Below are 19,925 nucleotides of genomic sequence, written 5' to 3'. Positions count from 1 at the left end.
TCACAACCATGACAAACACTCGCAGCGATTGGGAGCAACGCTTCCAGTCCCTCTCCATTGAAGGTCGTGCCTTCATCGACGGCCAATACTGCGCGGCCGCCAGTGGCGCCACGTTCGAATGCATCAGCCCCGTGGACGGCCGCTTCCTGGCGAACGTCGCCAGCACCGACGAAGCCGACGCCAATGCGGCGGTCGCCGTGGCGCGCCGCACCTTCGAATCCGGTGTGTGGGCCAACCTGGCTCCGGCCGAGCGCAAGCGCATCCTGATCCGTTTCGCCGACCTGATCCTGGCGAACCAGGAAGAACTGGCCCTGCTCGAGACCCTCGACATGGGCAAGCCGATCAGCGATTCCATGAGCATCGACATTCCGGCGACCGCCAACGCGATCCGCTGGACCGCCGAAGCCATCGACAAGATCTACGACGAAGTCGCCGCCACGCCCCACGATCAACTGGGCCTGGTGACGCGCGAAGCGGCCGGAGTGGTCGCGGCCATCGTGCCGTGGAACTTCCCGCTGATCATGGCCAGCTGGAAATTCGCCCCGGCCCTGGCGATGGGCAACTCGTTCATCCTCAAGCCTTCGGAAAAGTCGCCGCTGACCGCGATCCGCATCGCGCAGCTGGCACTCGATGCCGGCATCCCGAAAGGTGTGTTCAACGTCCTGCCGGGCTACGGCCACACCGTGGGCAAGGCGCTGGCCTTGCACATGGATGTCGATGTGCTGGCCTTCACCGGCTCCACGGCGATTGCCAAGCAGCTGATGATCTACGCCGGGCAAAGCAACATGAAACGCGTCTGGGCCGAAGCCGGGGGCAAGAGCGCGAACGTGGTGTTCGCCGATGCGCCGGATCTGCGCGCGGCAGCACAGGCAGCGGCCAGCGGCATCGCCTTCAACCAGGGCGAAGTCTGCACCGCCGGTTCGCGCCTGCTGGTGGAGCGTTCGATTCGCGAGCAGTTCATGCCATTGCTGGTAGAAGCCTTGCAAGCCTGGAAGCCGGGCCACGCGCTCGATCCTGCGACCACCGTTGGTGCGGTCGTCGACCAGCGTCAACTGGACAACGTGCTGCGCTACATCGGCATCGGCAAGGAGCAGGGCGCCGAACTGATCGCCGGCGGCAGCCGCACCCTCGAAGACACCGGTGGCCAGTACGTGCAGCCGACGATTTTCGACGGCGTGACCAACGCCATGACCATCGCCCGGGAAGAAATCTTCGGCCCGGTGCTGTCGGTCATCACCTTCGACTCTGCCGAAGAAGCCCTGGCGATTGCCAACGACAGCATCTTCGGCCTGGCCGCCGGCGTCTGGACCCGCAACCTGAGCAAGGCCCACACCTTCGCCCGTGGCTTGCGTGCCGGCAGCGTCTGGGTCAACCAGTACGACGGCGGCGACATGACCGCGCCGTTCGGCGGGTACAAGCAGTCGGGTAACGGTCGGGACAAATCGCTGCACGCGTTCGACAAGTACACCGAGCTCAAAGCGACCTGGATCAAGCTCTAACAACAATAAAGCGGCGGTCGCCGGCAATCTGCGGCGGCCATCGGAGAAACTTATGAAACACAGCTCCAGCAATCAACAGCATGTAAACAGCTACTACGCCGCCACCCGCAACTTCACCGGCGATTTCCCGGTGCTGGAAGGGGCGGTGGACTGTGACGTCTGCGTGATCGGCGCCGGCTACACCGGCCTGTCCTCGGCGCTGTTCCTCGCCGAAGCGGGCTACAGCGTGACCGTGCTCGAAGCGGCCAAAGTCGGCTTTGGCGCCAGCGGTCGCAACGGCGGCCAACTGGTCAACTCCTACAGCCGCGACGTCGATGTCATCGAAGAGCGCTACGGCGACAAGACCGCCGAAGTGCTCGGCAGCATGATTTTCGAAGGCGCCGACATCATTCGTCAGCGCATACAGCACTACGACATCCAGTGCGATTACCGTCCCGGCGGCATCTTCGCGGCGATGAACAAGAAGCAGCTCAAGGGCCTGGCCGAACAGAAGAAAAGCTGGGAGCGCTATGGCAACAAGAACCTGACACTGCTCGGCGAAGCCGACATCAAGCGCGAAGTGGGTTCCGATGCGTACGTCGGCGGCCTGCTGGACATGCAGGGCGGTCACATTCACCCGCTGAACCTGGCCCTCGGCGAAGCCTCGGCGATCATCGGCCTGGGCGGCAAGATCTACGAGCAATCGGCGGCGGTGGAAATCACCTACGGCGAGCCGATCACCGTGCGCACTGCCAAAGGCGTGGTGAAGGCCAAGTACCTGCTGATCGCCGGTAACGCCTACCTGCCGCAGGGTCTGGACAACCGCGTGACCAGCAAGAGCATGCCGTGCGGTTCGCAGATCGTCGTCACCGAGCCGTTGTCGGAAAAGCAGGCCCGCAGCCTGATCAAGAACAACTACTGCGTCGAAGATTGCAACTACCTGCTCGACTACTACCGCCTGACGGCGGACAACCGCCTGCTCTACGGCGGTGGCGTGGTCTACGGTGCGCGCGAACCGAACGACATCGAGCAGTTGATCCGCCCGAAAATCCTCAAGACCTTCCCGCAATTGAAGGATGTGAAGATCGACTACCGCTGGACCGGCAACTTCCTGCTGACCATGTCGCGCATGCCGCAATTCGGCCGTATCGAGAAAAACGCCTACTACATGCAGGGCTACAGCGGTCACGGCGTCACCTGCTCGCACCTGGCCGGCAAACTGATCTCGGAAATGATCCGTGGCGACGCCGAGCGTTTCGATGCGTTTGCCTCCTTGCCGCACATGCCGATGATCGGCGGGCGCACCTTCTCGGCACCGCTGACCGCCATGGGCGCGGTGTACTACTCGCTGCGCGACCGTTTCGGCATCTAAGCTTTACCTCGCCGGCGGCCATCCCCAGGGATGCCGCCGGATTTTTCAAGCACTGCAACCTTTGTAGGAGCTGCCGAAGGCTGCGATCTTTTGATCTTGCTTTTCAAGATCAAAAGATCGCAGCCTTCGGCAGCTCCTACAGCAACACCCACAAACGTGATTTAATAGCCGCCTTTCACGGTTCAGGGACAGGAGAACGGCAAGATCAGCGCCTGTTTTCCACCCCCATTACCCTTAAGTCGTTCTCACATAAGGCTGTCATGGACACGGGCTCACGACTCAAATTAGTACGCGAAAGCTACAAACTGTCCCAGCGCGAGCTGGCCCGGCGTAGCGGCGTCACCAATGCAACCATCTCCCTGATCGAACAGAATCGGGTCAGTCCTTCCGTCAGCTCCCTGAAGAAACTGCTGGAGGGCATCCCCATGTCCCTGGCCGACTTCTTCACCTTCGATCAGCCACCCCGCGAACACCAGTACGTTTTCCGCGCCAACGAACAGCCCGACCTCGGCCGCCACGGCCTGCGCCTGCTGCTGATCGGCGCGTCCGTACCGAGCCGGCAGATGCGCCTGCTGCGCGAGCAATACGCACCGGGCGCCAGCTCCGGCGAAGAGCCGATCGTGCATTCCGAAGGCGAGGAGTGTGGGCTGGTGACGCGGGGTACGGTTGAGTTGACCGTGGATGGCCAGGTGAGTGTGCTGAACGCCGGGGATGGTTACTATTTCCCGACGACCTTGCCGCACCGGTTTCGCAATATCGGGGCGGATGAGGCGGAGATCATCAGCGCGAATACGCCGGCGAACTTCTGATCAGGGTCAGAAACGCTTCATTGGTCGTGGCCAAAGAAATCCGATGCCTGCTCAGGCATCGGATTTTTTTATGCCATCAGGCAGCCTTGGTCAAAAGCGCAGCGAATTTACGCTTGGCATCCTCGACTGCGTCGGCAATGTCACGGGCGGCATTGCTCGATTCGGTGCGATAGGTTTCGGTCAGTTCGTTCATGTCGGTCTGGAAGCTCAGGGTCGCATCGGCCAGCGCGCGAACCGAGTCGACCTTGATAGTCGAACCGTAGCTGGCCTTGACTGCCGCTTCAAGTTGCTGATTACCGGTTGCTCCCAGGGCTTCCAGGGCCTTGCCAATACCGTCGGTAGTGGCGTTCAGCGTGTGGGTGGCCTCAGCCAGGCCGCTGTTGCTGGTGAAGGAAACGGCAAGGCCGGTCAGCACGACTTCGTTGGTGGAGAAGAACGAGACCATGCGCTGATACTGGCGCTCCTTGATGACATGCACCTGGTTGATCCGGGCGAAGACCATTTCGGCGGTGTTGTAGCCAACCTTGAGGTCATCGGCGATGTCCTTGACGATCTGGTAGCGCTTGTCTTCGTCTTGCAAGGCGCGAACGGCTTCGTCACGGCGCAGCTCCAGGGCGGCGCGCCGGGCGGGCTCCTGAGCCTCGGCAGCGGTCACTTGAGTATTGGCCTCGTTCAACGCCAGAGTCCGTTGCTCCAGGGCCTTGCCGGCCAAGGCGAGAACCTGCTGGGCATCGACCTCGGCGGCTTTCATGGCCATCCGGAAGTCCATGTAAGCCTCCAGGATCACGGTTTCACGGGCGATCTGGTCGTTGGCCGACTCGCACACCTGAAGGTAGTTCGTGCGGATGTCATTGAAGCGGTCGGGGATGGAGCCACGGCGCAGATTCATCCAGCTCAACTTGAGCTTTTCCGTGGTGTCCAGGCGCCCGTCGTCCATCCACCCGGCCATCGCGGCCGCGTCTTCACGAATCGAGGTGAAACTCTGGGTGATGTCCATGAACCGCGTGGAGATGTCCATGCCCTCGATCTGTTCCCGGACCATGCTATTGAAGGCCGTTGACTGCTGCAGGACCGAAGCGATGGACGTGACTTTAGTGGTGTCGTACTCGGCCACACGGTCCAGAAGCACCAGCACCGGCGCATTCTGCACGGGTTGAAAGAGATTGATGCCGATGGTGCGCAGGCCAGTGAGCGCTCGTTCCAGGTAATTGCTCATCGAATGTCCTTTCGTGATGTTTTCAGTACAAATCAAAATGAGGGACGGCATGCAGGCGCATCCAGCCAGGCGCTGCAAATCCTAACGGGGGCGTTTGCGCCGCAGTTCCTCGTTGCGTTCCTGCATCGCCAGCAGCATCAGTTCGTTCTGGCGGTTGGCCGCATAGTTGATGCGCTTGGCCAGCATGCCGTCCAGCCAGCGCTGGTAGAAGTTGTAAGGGTACTGCTCGGTGCCAAAACCCCGCTCGCGCAGGAATACATAAGCTTCGTTGGCGTTGTAGGCGCTCAGTTTTTCCCGGCATTCCTGGCGTATGTCTTCATAATCTTTTTTTGTTTGCTGCGCAGGTTCTTTCGAGGCCGGAACATCCTGGCGCGATGCCTGATCGTGGCTGGTAAATGTCATTGCATGACCCTTTGAGTATCATTTGAAGTTGGCTGGCAACCCGCATTGGGTGTGACCATCAATACCGCGACCAATAACCTGCCACCTTGAGTCGCTTGATCAGCAGGCTGATTTTTTTCTCGGCGGCGTCCGAGTCGCCACGCTTTAAATCCGCCTCGATATCGTGGATGTTCCCCTGCAATTCAGTGCGTACTTCATTGGGAATCGATGAGTCTTCCACGCGCCTTTTCACGGTGTAGTAACGCGAGGTCTGGAGCTTGAGCAGATCGGTGGTAGCGAACAGTTCGCTACCGAGGTCCATTTTGCTGGCGAACGCGGCCTGGAAGCTGTCATAGCCGTCAACGCGTGCCAGTTGCTGGTCGAGTTCAGCCAGGCGGTCATCCAGGCCGCTCGATTGCGCAATCGCGGCTGCCCGACCCGGATCCTGGAGCATTGCCTTGATCTCCTGGCGTATGTCGAGAACCCCGCTTGCGTATCCCATGTCTCTCTCTGCTGCGTACAGTGCACGGTTGATCCTGAGTTTTTCCTGCTCCAGCGCCTCGACTTGTGGTGCGAGAGTGTCCACGTTGTCGCGGGTAATCGGTTCGGCTTGACCGATGTCCGTGCGTATATCGCCTACCGGCAGTGTTTGTTCGGCGCGATGAAGCAGCCGGCTGGCGTTTGCGTCCGGCTCTGCTGCATTCCTTCTCAGCAAATCCACCAGCTTTTTGCGCTGAACGTCCAGTTTTTTGGATGTTTCGTTTAGATCCTGCCGCAGGATGTAGGCAGCGTTGGTGACTTCGCGCACTTTTGTATTGGAATCAATAGTGGAATTGCAACTCTGAACCAGCGTGGTGATCCCTGCCGCCAGCGCCACAGCGATCACCCATCGCCGCGAGAATAATTTTTTTCCATGCATGGACAACAGAGGGCGATTGGCAAGCGTGCGGACCAACCAGGTGTCGAAGCTGTTGAGCTGCGGGAGTTCAAACATCAAGCGATGGGCGAAGAATTGATGAACACCTTGCTCGATCAGCTCATCATCGAATTCAAGATTGTTGCTTTGATAGTAAGCGCGGATGTGTCCGGCGATGTCCGCACGACGCCGTGGAAGGTCGAGGTGTTCCTGAACCTGTTTCTGTTGATGGCGCAACTCATCGACCAGTGCCATCGCCCCCATTTGATCGGTGAGTGAAATGTTGCTCATCGAGTGTCCTTTCGTGATGTATTCAGTACCAGTCGAAACCAGGTGTTTGGACTGCAGGGGTACTTTTTGCGGATCTAGCTGTGTGCCTGCGTCGACACGACTGCCCGCTCTGTGATGTGGTTGCGTTCAGTTTGACCGAAGCGAGTGCGGTAGCCGGCGCTTTTCGTGGTTTCAATCAACGCATTGATCTTCTTCTCCGCGGCATCTGCGTCGCTTCTTTCGAGGTCGGCCTCGATCTGGCTGCTGATCCTGTCCAGTTCCCGGCGGATATCACTCGGGATGGACTGGGACGCAAGGAGGCTTTTCAGTTCTTTGTAGCGACGGGTCTGGAGCTGTAGCAAGTCTGTGCCGGACAGGTCACGCCCCAACTCACTGTAGGTCGAATAGGCATCATCGTAAGTGGTCTGATTGTCGACGCGTTCGAGCAACTGATCGAGTTCAGCCAAGCGTTGATCCAGGTTGCTGGATTGCTTGATGGCTGCTGCCCGATTCGGGTCCTGCAGCATCTGCGTGATCCCAAGGCGAATCCACAGGACTCCCCGGGCCAGCTTCAGGTTTTCCTGTACAGCGGGGAGGGCGCCCCAGATCGCGTCCCGTTTTACATGGAGTGAATCGAGCTCTGACAAGAGGGCATCCACGTTGTCGCGAGTCACCGGTCCGGCGATATTGATGTTTGTCCGGATATCGCCCGCAGGGAGAGCGTTTTGTGCGCGCTGAAGAAGGCGACTGACGGTTTCGTCCGGTTTTTCGGCGTTGCTTTTCTGCAATTGCTGCAGTTCAGCGCGCACCTTCTCTACTTGCCTGTAAAGCTCGTCGTAACTTTGGTCGATACCGATGGAGTCAAGGGTAACGTTTTTAAGTTTCTCCTGATAATCAATAAAGCTGCTGCAGCGCTGGATCAGCAGGGCGACCGCTGCCAGTGCAGCCAGCTTGATCAGCCGTCGCCGAGGGAGCAGCGCCTTGATGCGACTGCGCTTGAGGTCACGGTTGGTCAGGTTTTTGACCAGCCAGGCATCGAAGCCTGTGAGTTGCGGCTCATCGAAAGCCAGGCGCCAGGAGAAGAATTGGTGAACGCCTTGCTCGACCAGGTCATCATCGAAGGCGATGTTGTTGCTCTGGTAATAGGCGCGAATACGCTTCTGGATTTCCGCACGGCGTCGCGGCAGATCGAGATGATCCTGGACATGCCTTTGCTGACGACGCAGTTCATCGACAAAGGCCATGGCTGCCATTTGCTCTGAGAGTGGAATGCTGCTCATCAGGCGCAGGCCTTGTGCGGGTGACCCTGGCCATGGTGTCTGATGTTGTTGCAGCCGGTATGGGTGTGCCCGTCAGGTGCCCGCAAAACAGCAACGATCAGTCTCATTACACACGTCCTTGATAAGCCAGGAAACAGCCAGGCATTGATTGATTTCGGTTGTTGGTTGGGGGTGATGTCATGTCGACATCAAATTATACGGAAGTTCCAAGGCAGCGTATTGAATTTAGCGCCGGAACTTTTCGCGAGGTTGATGTCAATTTGATGGCGTGTGATGCGCCGAAATACCCAGGGGTCAATCAGTGTCAGGCTGTTTCCTGACAAATCATGGATGTGTGCGATGAAAAGCCTGGTTGCGGTGTTTTTGATGTTCGTCCTTGGTGGGCAGGCTTATGCGGGGTGCTCCGGTATCAGCAACAATGACCAGCGCAAGTTGTGTGAAGCCAGGACAAACGGTGGCAGTTGCGGGAGCATCGACGACCGGGATCTGCGCTACACCTGCAATGCCGAAACGGGGCACGGCAGTTGTGGCAGCATCGATGACAGCGACCAACGCAAATTGTGCGAAGCCAGGACAAACGGTGGCAGTTGCGGGAGCATCGACGACCGGGATCTGCGCTACCTGTGCAATGCGGAAACGGGTCATGGCGGTTGCGGCAGCATCGATGACAGCGACCAGCGCAAACTGTGTGAGGCCAAAACAAACGGCGGCAGTTGCGGCAGTATCGATGACAACGACCTGCGCAATCAGTGTGACGCGCTCAAGCGCTGATTGAATGGTTCATCGGACAAGGAATCTAGCCCCGATGCCTGAGAATGGACATCGGGGTTCTTACGCCTCAGAGGGGATCACTGCTCTTTGGGCAACTCAAACCCCCGCTGCTCGATTACCCCAAACACATCCCGTACATCCTGCAGCAAAATCCGCGAAATGTTGGTCACGGTATTGATGTCGTTTTCGGCGTAGTCGGGGAGGCTGGTGCAGGCCATGAGGTTGAGGTATTGCAGGACGGCGTTGAGGCGTTCGGCGGCGCAGTTGTGGAGTTCGCGCAGCGGGGCGTCGTTGTCGATGAGGAGGACGGGGTAGCTGGTGGCGATTTGTTTCATGGGGGTGAAGCGGCGATCCGGACTGTTAGTCGTCATAAGTAAAACTTCCTCGTATCTGTAAGAAGAGCTACTCCCGGTCGCTGCGAATCGAATGGGGTGGTAGCCATGTGCGGGTTCGCAGACCGAGGATACGAGGAACCCGGCAGACCCGAAGATCTCCCACACACAGCCACCATAAAGCGACACGCGGGCGCAGATGCGACCGTCATCGGATTGATGGACTGCAAGGTTACTACACGTATCTACAGGGCTGCGAAACCCTGTCGCCAATTCAAGTCAGCGACGGGCGCACATTAGGCGTCGATTTCCAGCGCTGCAACCGGCCTGTAGGACGCCCAATACCCCCTGTGGCGAGGGAGCTCGCTCCCGTTCGGCGGCTCTGCCGCCGTAAAACCGGGCACTGCGATGGGTCTGAGGAAATGAGTTGCAAGGGATGAGGGCCGCTTCGCAGCCTGGCGGGAGCAAGCTCCCTCGCCACAGAGAGGCAAGTCCTACAAGTTTTTCGGACGTCAGGATTGAACGTTCGTCGGCTGGCGGGTTGCTACCATCGCAATTGCCTGCCGATATCAACACGGCTGCTAAGCTTGGTCGTTGCAGTGCCCGAGCCCCATTCCTGCTCACGCTGCAAGGGTAATCACGGAGTACGACATCCATTCCTGTCGGCAACCTGCACGGAGGCAGGCGATGGTGATCATGAGCATGGCCGATTCGACGGCGGCGGGGGTTCCCGAGCCGCTCGATCGGGAAGAAATCGAGCGGGTGCTGGCGCTGTTGCTGGTCAGCCCGTTGTTTGCCAAGTCCAGGCGCATGGGCAGTCTGTTGCGCTTTCTGGTCGAGCACGACCTTCAGGCGTGCAAAACGCCGCTGACCGAACACGCCATCGGCATCGCGGTGTTTCGTCGTGACCCGGCAGTGTATTGCACGGGTGACGATCCGGTGGTGCGAGTGCAGGTGGGGCGCTTGCGGCGCAAGCTCGCAGCGCATTACGCCGGCAACGGCCAGCAGGACCCGGTGCGCTTCAGCATCCCACCCGGGTGTTATCGCTTGACCTATCAGCGGTTGCGGCCCAAGGGCGTCGGCACGCGCCATCCTGTGGTCCAGATCCAGCCGTTTACCTGCCTCACCCGCGATGGCAATGACTTTGCCCGAGGCTTGTGCGAGGAGTTGAGTTGCCGCCTGTTCGAGTCGTTCGAGCAGGCGCAGACCGGGACCAATCATGTGTTGATGCGGGTGGCACGCAACAGTGAGCCGGTAGCGGACTTCAAGCGTGGCGGGCGTTGCAGCTATTGCCTGGAGGGCAGCGTGCGGGTCGAGCCTTCGCGGGTGCGCGCGTCATTGCGCCTGGTGGATGTGGCGCAGGGGCGGATTCGCTGGTCGGCACAGTTCGATCGTGATCGACCCTATGGCATCGCCACCCAGGAGGACCTCGCGCAGTCGATCTGTCGCTCGCTGACGGGCTACTTCGCCAGGGCGGGTAAAGAGAAGTGAAAGGGCAACCGCAAGGTTGCCCTGGCATGACGCTTACACGGTTTTCCACTGACCGCCTTCGTAAAGGCGACCTGCGGTGTTATCGAACGTCAGGTCGATTTCGATCGCCTTGGAGCGTGAGGTACTGAACATGGTGCTGGTCTGCACGTTCTGTTCGAACCACACGAGGATGGTTTCCACCGGTGTCAGCACGGTTTCACCGGTGACCACTTGATCCACCGCAACGTAAATGGGGGTGCTGACCTGATTGCCATCAATGCCGGTAGATAGCTGGTTGATACCCGGATGGATGGGGCCGTAGTCGTTTACAAAGGTCATGGAAATGTTCGGCCCCCCGGTAACCGCCGAACTCAGCAGACCGTGCTCATCGAGTGTCGATGTTTGCCCCAGGCCGATATTGACGATGTTGGTCGAGACTTTGACCTGCACATTGGCCTTGAACAGGTTGGAGGCGAACAGCTGATACTGCGGTGTCCAGCTGAACTCGTTGTTGCTCAGGTAAGCGTCATAGGACTGCCAGACCACGTTGTAGTCGGCGTCACCCACCTTCTTGGCAAAGCACAGCTTGTAGCCGGACTTCTTCAGCAGCGTCAGGTCGCCGGGGGCGATTTCGATGGTGACGGTTTTTTGCGAAGCCGCCAGGGCCGACCTCAGTACCCGGCCGTAATCCGCCGCCTTCAGTTGCGTTGCACCCATGATCGACTTGACGGCTTCTTGCACATCATTGTGAAGCTGCTGGCTCTGTTGGCTGACAGCGATTGACTTGCTCATGGTTTCCCTCTTCCTTGGTGGTGTGTTGGGCAAACAATGGGCTGCTGGCGCTTGGCGCTGCAATCCATTGACGGCTTCACTCTAGGAGCGAGGGGCAGGGCGGCTAAGTGTCTTGGTGTTACAAGCGGGTATCGGGGTTGTATCAGGGGCCGGGTCAGCGGGGCAGCCGATCGGCCGCCCCGCCTTGACCTCAGGCGGCCTGGGCATCGGCCCAGACGAAGTTCCAGCTGGTGCGTTTGCCCTTGGCGATCTCGATCAGCTTGTTCTCGTACACCGTGTGATTGACCACGCCGGTGTAGGTCAGGGTGCGGGCGGCATTGTTCCCGGTGACCTCGCCCGGCGTGCCACCGGACTCGACCATGGCTTTTTTCATGTCGGCATCCGACGGGGCGCTGCTCTGGTTTTTTTCCACTTTGACGAAACTCATGATTCACCTCTTCCGTGATGGGGGGATCGGTGCCAGCGAGGGCCGACAAGTCGACGACCCTGTTCCACACCGACGGCCATACTCTATTGGCCAGTTCGGCGGCGCAGAAGTGACAACTGCGGCGCTGAGGTAACAATCGGGAAACAGCGCCACGCATTGAAGTATCTGCGACGTATCAAGCGGGATGAGCGGATCGTTGCGTTCGATGACTCGATGGAACCAACATCGAAAATGGCGTCTAAATTTCAGGGAACATTCCCGCTACGAAGGAACGACTCATGAACAAGTCTCGATCGTTGATTGCAGCAATCACCTGCCTGGCCCTGGTCAGCGGCTCGGTGACCGCGCTGGCTGACCCAGGAAACGGCCAGGGCAACAACAAGGCCAGCCATGGCAACCAGGGCAGTCATGGCAACAAGAACAAGAATTCCGGCGGCGGGGACTGGAGTCATGGCCCCAGCATCAATCGCGGCAGCGTGCTCGAGATCGTTGGCGCCAACACGGGCTACTGGAGCCCCGGGCCTGCCTTGCCACCGGGTATTCAAAAGAACCTTGCCCGAGGCAAGCCGCTTCCACCGGGCATTGCCAAAAAACTGGATGGCCGGCTGGTCGGCAGGTTGCCCCACTATGACGGTTACGAGTGGCAGCAAGTCGGCACGGATCTGATCCTGGTCGCGTTGGCCACCGGGCTCGTTTATGAAATTCTCAATGGTGTGTTCGATTGATGTGTGAGTGGACTTCCAGCCGCCTGTCGTCGGGCTGGAACTGTTTGAGGGATATCGCGTCATAGGTCACGCGATATCAACCACCTACGGAAGCAATCATGCTTTTCAAAAACAAGAGTCTCGTTGCTGTAATGTCATGCGCCATGATGCTTGCAGCCGCCCCTTTGCTGCCTGATGGCCTGTCGATCATGGGTTCCGCCTACGCGAAGGACGGCGGTGGCGGTGGCGGTGGCGGTGGAAACGGTGGCGGCGGCGGTGGAAACGGCGGTGGTAATGGCGGCGGAAACGGTGGAGGCCACGGCGGCGGAAACGGCGCAGGCCACGGCGGCGGCATGGGTGGCGGACACGCCGGCACAGGCCACTCCGGCAGTAACGGCCGCGGCAACGGGCTGGACAGCGACCATGCCGGCAAATCCGTGCGCGACCATGGTCTGAGCGGCAACCACTACGGTAGTGAGCGCAACGATGACAACGGTCATGGCACCACGACCTCAGGCATCGCCCACTCCAAGGATACTCGCGGCCTCTCCAAGGCCGGGGCTATCTCGGCCACGACGCCGGGTGAGCACAACACCAAAGGCTTGAGTAAAGCCGGGCTGTCGACCTCGAAAAAAACCCATTGAGTTCACAGCAGTAGCGAGCCGTTTCAGAAAGCCCAAAACCCGCTGAAAAGCGGGTTTTTTGCGTCCGGCATTTGATCGCCGGACATTGCGCAGCACGTTTCCCACCCGGCCTGTCATGGGTTTTCGGCACTGAAGCTGGCCGCACCCCGGGCCATGCACGGACAGAAAACGAGCCACCCGGACACATCGCGCAGTGATTTGCATTTGCAGGCGATTTGTCATGTTCAGCGTCAATGCAATGTAGATATTGGTCAGCCCAACGTGATTCCAATGAGGCTGCACTGTGTTCCAACGACTTGTGAGTTCGCTGTCTGTTTTGAGCCTGTCCATCGCTGCCGCCCAGGCGGCCGAGACGGTCCCCCTCAACACCCCACGCCTGAAGAGCATCGACAACTTCCGCGATGTCGCCGGTCTCACCACGGCGTACACCACAGCCAACGACGGTACGATGCGTGGCGGGGTGTTTTACCGCTCCAACGCGTTGACCCCGTCGGCGGCGGACCTGGCGACCCTCAACGGCCTGGGCATCAAGGCGGTCTACGACCTGCGCACGCCCACCGAGATCGCCGCCACGCCCGACACGATGCTCACGGGCGCGACCTACAGCAACATCGACATCATCGGCGGCTCCACGTCTGGCGCCAACGTCACCAACGTCGCGTTCCACAGTGCCGCCGAAGCCACCGCGATGATGCAGGACACCAACCGTGATTTCGTCAGGAACGCGGGGATGCGCAGCGAGTTCAACCAGCTGTTCAATGAACTGGCCGCGGTCGACGGTGCCGCGCTGTTCCATTGCACCGCCGGCAAGGACCGCACGGGCTGGACCGCCGCTGTGCTGCAAAGTATCGCCGGGCTCGACGATGCCACCATCATGAGCAACTACCTGGCCACCAACGACTACACCGCCGCGCGTATCAAGGCGACCCTGGCGGCGATGCCACCGGGTATGGCGACCATCTATGGGCCGCTGATCGGTGTGGAGGCCAGTTACCTGCAAGCCGGCCTGGACCAGGTGACCGCGCAGTACGGCACTATGGACAACTACCTCAAGCAAGGCCTGGGCCTGTCCCAGGAAACCATCTATGTGCTGCGCGGCAAGATGGTGTTCTACAACAGCCTGCCGGGCGCGGCGGACCTGGCCGGCAACGCCGCGGCCGGCGCGCAGCTGTTGCAACAACTGCAGAACAGCAACCTGTCGGGCACCTACAGCGCCTACAACTACTACCTGCAATCGGCCATCGATGCGCGCAGCCTCGGGGGCGTCGAGTCCACCGTTGGCGGCCAGGTGCATGCCGACGCTGCCAGTTACCTGCTGCGCCAGGGCGCGATGATCGATCAGGCCGCTGCGCCCTTCACCAGTGGCACCGACCTCAAGACCGGGCAATATCGCCTGTGGAGCACCGCCCTGGCGGGGTATCTGGGCACCGACGGCTCCTCTCAGGCCTCCAGCAGCAATGAGCATAGCCAGGGCCTGATGATTGGCCTGACCCAACGCTTTTCCGAACAGCTCAGCGCCCATGCCGGCTTCGGCTACAGCCGCGGCAATGTCGGTGGCGCCGGTGGCGAGGCCGATACCGACCTGACCTTCTTCAGCGTCGGTGCCCGCTTTGCACCGAACGGTCTGGAGCGCGGCCTGTTTGTGGATGCCGACGCCAGCGCCGGTTATCTCGATTACGAGAGCAAGCGCGAACTCGGCGGCGGCCTGGGCACGGCCAAGGGCGACAGCCATGGCAACCTCACCGGCGCGACCCTGGCCGTGGGCTACCGGGTTCCGGTGAACGGCGTGACCCTCGAGCCAAGCCTCGGTGTGCGGATCAGCCACGTCAATCTGTCGGGCTTCCAGGAAAAAGGCAGTGAGCTGGCGCTGGACGTCGATGGCATCCACGAGACCCGCAAGAGCGCGGTGGCCAACCTCAACGCATCCTTTGCACCGGTCAGCCTGGGCGCCTGGCAACTGGTGCCGGGGGTGCAAGTGGGCTACGAGCATGTGCTGGGCGACGCTGAAGTCGACAGCGAAGGGCACCTGCTGGGGCTGGACATCGAGCAACAGGCTGCCTTCGACAACCGTGACCAGTTCACCGGTGGCGTCAACGTCATGGCCAACCTGGGGCCGTGGAGCGTGGGGGCAGAAATCGGCGCCAGCGGTGGCGGCGACAGCCACGGCTTCAATGGCGGGCTGAAGGCCAGCTATCTGTTCTGACGATCAGTCAAGGCAAGCTGTGGGAGCGGGCTCGCGATAGTGATTTGACCGGCAATATTGATATTGAGTCTTCCGGCCCCTTCGCGAGCAAGCCCGCTCCCACCCTTTGATCGGTGTCGAACACAATTCCCGCGTACGACAAAAAAAACACTGTGGGAGCGGGCTTGCTCGCGAAGGCGGACTGACAGTCGACGAAGAGGTGGCAGATAAACCGCTTTCGCGAGCAAGTCGCACCGCCGCTCCCACAAACCCTCAATGGGTCGCCATCGGCCGAGTTCGCACACCCTTTCTCACGTCTGCGGGACTGATGCCGTAGGCGCTCTGGAAATACTGGCAAAACCGCCCGACGTTGCTGAAGCCGTATTGCAAGGCCACGTCTGTCACCGACGGCGCCACCCCTTGGGACAGCGCGGCAAAGGCGCGCTCCAGGCGTACCTGGCGCTGATAGGCAACGATCGAAGTGCCCATGAAACGCTGAAAACCTTCCTGCAAGGCGCGCAGGCTGACATGGGTCAGTTGCGCCAGCTCCGTGCCGCTGGCCAGGTGGTCGGGGTGCGCCTGGATGTACTCGACCGCCAGCTTCACATGCCGTGGCGCTATCAGTGGGGAGGGGCGCCGGAGGGCTTCGGTGAAGTTGTGCGGCCAGGTTTCCAGCACTGCATCGACCAGCATTTCGCGAAGGCGCGAAGGCATCAGCGAACCGCTGTTGATCAGCAGGTCGAACTCGCTGCCCGTGGCCAGGTCGATCAATGCCCGGATGCCCTGCAAGGCCGATGCCTGCAGATCCACCACCGGTTCGAACTGCACCTTTTGCAGAATGGGTTTGCCCAGCAACGTCGACAGGCGCTCGGTGATCAGCCGACGGCTGATCGAAATCCCGTGCTGTGCGTGGTTATCGACAAAGCGCGCCGAGCGGACCTCGGCCTTGTCGATCGCCAGGCCGATCTGCGAGAACCCTACCGACTGGGTGACATGGTTGAAGATGATCTTGCCGGCTGTAGGAATGACGAAAGTGATTTCATCCATAGGCGCGGGAAAATCCACGGTGAAGTCGCCGCGATAGTGCATGCGCCGAAAACTGACACCCTCGTGCCGGCCGTAGACCCCGCCGATGATGATGTTTTTCGGCGGCGGCGCCGAGTCGGCATACAGGTTGCCGAACAGGTTCGAGAACAACGCGCCGAAGTCGTCGCAGCTCATGTCGTTGGACCTGATGATGATTTGCTTGCGCGTCGTGCTTGCGTACACCTGAAGTGTCACCTTGAGCGGATGGGCAAAGCCCTGGTACAGGGAGCTGGCGATCGGAGATCGAGCGGATGCGGTTCGGGAAAGCGTCAGGACGTTATCAGTGAGTAATGACAGGTTTGTGACCGGTTGTGGCTGCTGGCGTCGCCGGCCCCCGGTTCCGTTCACCCGACGCCACCGCTCGCACCGGACAACCGGTGGCACGAGCGGTACCGGGGCGTGGGCTGGCCTGCACTGGCCGGGGCTATTTCACCGGCTCTGTCGCCTTGATGTCCCCGCAAAAGATATCGACGTTGCCATCGGTCGGAGCCGTTCGCACGACCACCGAATATTTGCCGTCAACCAGGGTTTGCAACGGCACGGGCGCGGTTCGGGTAAAGGACCAGCCGCGTATGGGTTGGCGTTCGGTGTTGACGGTGTCGTTCATCGCGTAGGCGACTGACCCGGGTTGCGCGCAGGTGCCGTTATTGATGAACGAGTAAAGGCGCAGGGGCAGGGTACCCCCGGTTGGAACACCGCTGATGAAGAAGCTGAGCCCGGTTTTCTTGTCCCAGTCGGTCAAGGTGACGGTGCCGATCTGACCGGCGTTTTGCCGGGTGGCGACCAGGTTGACGTTCACGCCGTGGTGCGAGGAAGTGGCGCAGCCGAAAAGGCTGGCCGCGACCATGAGTGCTGCCAGAGAGGTCTTGAGCTTCATTGCCAAACTCCTGAGTTGAAGAACTGCAATGGGGGGAATTAGCGGGTATAGCTCATTTATCGCCCTCATGACGTCGTCCATATAAGGCTTTCCATTTTTGCGCGCAGATGCTGGGGCGTCTTACTCCTTCTTCAACCAAGTGGCGGCGCGGCGGTGCAAACCGGCTACATTTGTAGTCGAGTCCGCGTGGATTGGTTGCGGGCACGCGCACTTCGATGCCGATGAAGGTTTGCAGTGGTTACGCGTGCAGTTAACGGATTGTGCGGTCAGTTGAGCCCACTCATCATCCGCACGGACGATTTGCGACTGGAGTGACTGATGAATCAACTAGGCAGCGATCCGCAAGCGCGGAACCCTGGCGCTCTACAGCGGGGTACCTTGCGCAGCCTGTTGATCCCGGAGTGGCTCGACAGCTATCGCCCGGACTGGCTGCGGGGCGATGTGGTCGCCGGGCTGACAGCAGCGGCCGTGGTCATTCCCAAGGCGCTGGCGTACGCCACGATTGCCGGCCTGCCGGTGCAGGTCGGGCTGTACACGGTACTGGTACCGATGGTGATCTATGCCGTGCTCGGCACGTCGCGTCCGCTCAGTGTCAGCACCACGACCACCCTGGCCATTCTCGCCGGTTCCGCGCTGGGCCAGATCAGCCCCGATGGCGATGCGGCGACCCTGCTGGCGGGCTCCGCCACGCTGGCCTTGATGGTGGGTGCGATCCTGATCGTCGCGGGGTTGCTGCGCCTGGGTTTCGTCGCCAATTTCATTTCCGAACCGGTGCTGGTGGGGTTCAAGGCCGGCATAGGCGTCGTCATCGTGCTCGACCAGTTACCCAAGCTGCTGGGCACCCACATCGACAAAGGCGGCTTCCTGCACAACCTGGTGGCCACGGTTCAGAGCATCCCGCATGCCTCGCTGCCGACCGTGGCGGTCGGGGTATTCATGGTCCTGCTGCTGGTCGGCATGAAGCGCTTTACACCGCGCCTGCCCGCACCCTTGATTGCGGTGGCGCTGGGCATCCTCGGCATGCGCCTGCTTGGCCTTGAGAGTCTTGGTGTGTCCGCCGTCGGCGTGGTGCCGATCGGATTGCCGGCGCCGACCCTGCCGCTATGGTCGCTGGCCGAAACCCTGTGGCCTTCGGCGATGGGTATCGCGCTGATGAGTTTCACCGAAACCATCGCCGCGGGACGCGCGTTCGCCCGCAGTGACGAGCCTGCGCCACAACCGAACCGGGAGCTGCTGGCCACTGGCGTTGCCAACATAGGCGGTGCGTTTCTCGGGGCCATGGTCGCGGGTGGCGGGACCACGCAAACGGCGGTCAACCGCCTGGCCGGCGCCCGCTCGCAACTGTCCGCACTGATTACCGCTGCACTGGCATTGGGCACTTGCCTGCTGCTGGCGCCGCTCATCGGGCTGATGCCCAATGCCACCCTCGCCGCCGTGGTGATCGTGTATTCGATAGGCTTGATCGAGCCGGCGGAGTTTCGCGAGATCCTGTCGGTTCGCCGTACCGAATTCGCCTGGGCCGTGGTGGCGATGATCGGCGTGATGCTGCTGGGCACGCTGCAAGGGATCGTCGTGGCGATCATCGTCTCCTTGCTGGCCCTGGCCTATCAGGTCTCGGATCCGCCCGTGCATGTCCTCGGGCGCAAGCCCGGCACCAATGTGTACCGGCCGCCGTCTGCCGAACACGCCGACGACGAACACTTTGACGGGCTGCTGTTGCTCAGGCCCGAGGGGCGGGTGTTCTTCGCCAATGCCGAACGCATCGCCGAGAAAATCCGGCCGCTGATCGATGCGGCGACACCCAGGGTCGTGGTCCTGGACCTGCGCAGCGTGTTCGACCTGGAATACACGGCCCTGAAAATGCTCACCAGCGCCGAGCAGCGCATGAGCGAAAAAGGCATTTCACTGTGGCTGGTGGGCATGAGCCCCAGCGTATGGGACATGGTCATCAAGGCACCCTTGGGCCATACGCTGGGTGAGGCACGCATGTTCCTGAACCTGGAACTGGCGGTTGAACATTACCAGCGCAGTCGACGCTGAATGAACGCGGCCGGGTGCATCCCGGACGCTGTGTGACGCATTGAAGGAGGTAACGGATATGGCAAAGAAGAAGGCTGCAACGAAGAGCAAACCGGTTGAAAGCGGCAAGCTCAAGAACAAAGTGTATCTCGAGGAACTGGCGCGGCTGCATGTCGAGATGGTCAAGCTGCAGGAGTGGGTACAGCACTCGGGCGCCAAGGTCTGCATCGTCTTCGAGGGCCGTGACGGCGCCGGCAAGGGCGGGACCATCAAGGCGCTGACCGAACGGGTCAGCCCGCGGGTGTTCCGGGTGATCGCGTTGCCGGCACCGACCGATCGGGAAAAAAGCCAGATGTATATTCAACGTTATCTGCCACACATGCCGGCCGCCGGTGAAGTGGTGATCTTCGATCGCAGTTGGTACAACCGCGCCGGTGTCGAGCGGGTCATGGGGTTTTGCAGCGAGGAGCAGGTGCACACCTTTCTCACCGTGGCGCCGCGCGTCGAGCATGCACTGGTCGAGTCAGGCATCATCCTGATCAAATACTGGCTTGAAGTGAGCCCGGAGGAGCAGACCCGACGCCTCAAGGCGCGCATCACCGACGGGCGCAAGATCTGGAAGCTGTCGCCGATGGACCTCAAGTCCTATAACCGCTGGTACGACTACTCCCGTGCCCGGGACGACATGTTCGAGGCCACCGACACCGAGTTCGCCCCGTGGCGGGTCGCCAACTCCAATGACAAGCGACGGGCGCGACTGAACATCATCAGCGATGTGCTCAGCAGCATTCCTTATAAAGAAGTACCGCGGGCGAAAGTGAAACTGCCCAAGCGCCAAAGTCCTGGCAACTATCGGGATCCGAACTATCCGTTCAAGTACATCGCGGAAAAATTCTAGA

The 19,925-nt window shown here is 60.5% G+C and carries 19 protein-coding genes; 10 read left to right on the top strand and 9 right to left on the bottom strand.

Annotated features, from left to right (window positions below; translation table 11 throughout):
• Positions 1–8: 8 nt before the first annotated feature.
• The 3 genes from ACEN83_RS18245 to ACEN83_RS18235 all read left to right on the top strand — a co-directional run bounded on the left by ACEN83_RS18245 (position 9) and on the right by ACEN83_RS18235 (position 3,659).
• A complete protein-coding gene (locus tag ACEN83_RS18245; protein ID WP_495577968.1) occupies positions 9–1,499 on the top strand; it encodes an aldehyde dehydrogenase in 1,491 nt (496 codons plus the stop codon).
• A 52-nt stretch (positions 1,500–1,551) separates the two neighbouring features.
• Positions 1,552–2,850, top strand: a complete 1,299-nt coding sequence (locus ACEN83_RS18240) for an NAD(P)/FAD-dependent oxidoreductase (RefSeq protein ID WP_116583057.1) — start codon at positions 1,552–1,554, stop codon at positions 2,848–2,850.
• 260 nt (positions 2,851–3,110) lie between these two features.
• On the top strand, positions 3,111–3,659 hold the full coding sequence (locus tag ACEN83_RS18235; protein WP_007975263.1) for a cupin domain-containing protein: 549 nt from the start codon (positions 3,111–3,113) through the stop codon (positions 3,657–3,659).
• 76 nt (positions 3,660–3,735) lie between these two features.
• Here ACEN83_RS18235 and ACEN83_RS18230 read toward each other — a convergent pair whose 3' ends face one another.
• From ACEN83_RS18230 to ACEN83_RS18215, 4 genes are all read right to left on the bottom strand, one after another.
• Positions 3,736–4,875, bottom strand: coding sequence for a merozoite surface protein 3b (locus ACEN83_RS18230; RefSeq protein ID WP_116583056.1), 1,140 nt, complete (start codon positions 4,873–4,875; stop codon positions 3,736–3,738).
• Between the two features lie 81 nt (positions 4,876–4,956).
• The gene (locus ACEN83_RS18225; protein WP_116583055.1) at positions 4,957–5,277 is read right to left on the bottom strand and encodes a hypothetical protein; all 321 of its coding nucleotides are present in this window, start codon (positions 5,275–5,277) and stop codon (positions 4,957–4,959) included.
• A gap of 58 nt (positions 5,278–5,335) precedes the next feature.
• On the bottom strand, positions 5,336–6,463 hold the full coding sequence (locus tag ACEN83_RS18220; protein ID WP_495577967.1) for a DUF6384 family protein: 1,128 nt from the start codon (positions 6,461–6,463) through the stop codon (positions 5,336–5,338).
• 74 nt (positions 6,464–6,537) lie between these two features.
• On the bottom strand, positions 6,538–7,722 hold the full coding sequence (locus ACEN83_RS18215) for a DUF6384 family protein (RefSeq protein ID WP_495577966.1): 1,185 nt from the start codon (positions 7,720–7,722) through the stop codon (positions 6,538–6,540).
• 339 nt (positions 7,723–8,061) lie between these two features.
• Between ACEN83_RS18215 and ACEN83_RS18210 the strand changes: the two genes are divergently transcribed.
• Entirely contained in the window at positions 8,062–8,493 is a 432-nt protein-coding gene (locus ACEN83_RS18210; RefSeq protein ID WP_495577965.1) for a hypothetical protein, read from the top strand.
• Between the two features lie 77 nt (positions 8,494–8,570).
• Here ACEN83_RS18210 and ACEN83_RS18205 read toward each other — a convergent pair whose 3' ends face one another.
• Positions 8,571–8,864 (bottom strand): fructose-bisphosphate aldolase, encoded by a 294-nt coding sequence (locus ACEN83_RS18205; protein WP_495577964.1) that lies wholly within the window; start codon positions 8,862–8,864, stop codon positions 8,571–8,573.
• A gap of 648 nt (positions 8,865–9,512) precedes the next feature.
• Between ACEN83_RS18205 and ACEN83_RS18200 the strand changes: the two genes are divergently transcribed.
• The gene (locus ACEN83_RS18200) at positions 9,513–10,316 is read left to right on the top strand and encodes a hypothetical protein (protein ID WP_495577963.1); all 804 of its coding nucleotides are present in this window, start codon (positions 9,513–9,515) and stop codon (positions 10,314–10,316) included.
• A 33-nt stretch (positions 10,317–10,349) separates the two neighbouring features.
• Here the strand turns inward: ACEN83_RS18200 and ACEN83_RS18195 are convergent, their stop codons facing one another.
• Together ACEN83_RS18195 and ACEN83_RS18190 are read right to left on the bottom strand one after the other, a co-directional pair.
• Entirely contained in the window at positions 10,350–11,087 is a 738-nt protein-coding gene (locus ACEN83_RS18195) for a hypothetical protein (protein ID WP_495577962.1), read from the bottom strand.
• A 190-nt stretch (positions 11,088–11,277) separates the two neighbouring features.
• A complete protein-coding gene (locus ACEN83_RS18190; RefSeq protein WP_495577961.1) occupies positions 11,278–11,514 on the bottom strand; it encodes a hypothetical protein in 237 nt (78 codons plus the stop codon).
• Positions 11,515–11,792: 278 nt separating this feature from the next.
• On the opposite strand from ACEN83_RS18190, the gene ACEN83_RS18185 reads away from it, so the two are divergent.
• From ACEN83_RS18185 to ACEN83_RS18175, 3 genes are all read left to right on the top strand, one after another.
• The gene (locus tag ACEN83_RS18185; RefSeq protein WP_495577960.1) at positions 11,793–12,239 is read left to right on the top strand and encodes an anti-virulence regulator CigR family protein; all 447 of its coding nucleotides are present in this window, start codon (positions 11,793–11,795) and stop codon (positions 12,237–12,239) included.
• A 98-nt stretch (positions 12,240–12,337) separates the two neighbouring features.
• Positions 12,338–12,862, top strand: coding sequence for a hypothetical protein (locus ACEN83_RS18180; RefSeq protein ID WP_495577959.1), 525 nt, complete (start codon positions 12,338–12,340; stop codon positions 12,860–12,862).
• 283 nt (positions 12,863–13,145) lie between these two features.
• Positions 13,146–15,065, top strand: coding sequence for a tyrosine-protein phosphatase (locus tag ACEN83_RS18175; protein ID WP_495577958.1), 1,920 nt, complete (start codon positions 13,146–13,148; stop codon positions 15,063–15,065).
• A gap of 252 nt (positions 15,066–15,317) precedes the next feature.
• Here the strand turns inward: ACEN83_RS18175 and ACEN83_RS18170 are convergent, their stop codons facing one another.
• On the bottom strand, positions 15,318–16,265 hold the full coding sequence (locus ACEN83_RS18170; RefSeq protein WP_495577957.1) for a helix-turn-helix transcriptional regulator: 948 nt from the start codon (positions 16,263–16,265) through the stop codon (positions 15,318–15,320).
• A 289-nt stretch (positions 16,266–16,554) separates the two neighbouring features.
• The gene (locus tag ACEN83_RS18165; RefSeq protein WP_116583042.1) at positions 16,555–17,007 is read right to left on the bottom strand and encodes a hypothetical protein; all 453 of its coding nucleotides are present in this window, start codon (positions 17,005–17,007) and stop codon (positions 16,555–16,557) included.
• A gap of 318 nt (positions 17,008–17,325) precedes the next feature.
• On the opposite strand from ACEN83_RS18165, the gene ACEN83_RS18160 reads away from it, so the two are divergent.
• A complete protein-coding gene (locus ACEN83_RS18160) occupies positions 17,326–19,047 on the top strand; it encodes a SulP family inorganic anion transporter (protein WP_495577956.1) in 1,722 nt (573 codons plus the stop codon).
• 58 nt (positions 19,048–19,105) lie between these two features.
• Entirely contained in the window at positions 19,106–19,924 is an 819-nt protein-coding gene (ppk2, locus tag ACEN83_RS18155; protein ID WP_495577955.1) for a polyphosphate kinase 2, read from the top strand.
• Position 19,925 lies beyond the last annotated feature (1 nt).

The sequence above is a fragment of the Pseudomonas sp. Pseusp49 genome (assembly GCF_059491875.1).
Note: the sequence above shows the minus strand (reverse complement) of the source record. Positions and strands in the feature narration are given on the sequence as shown.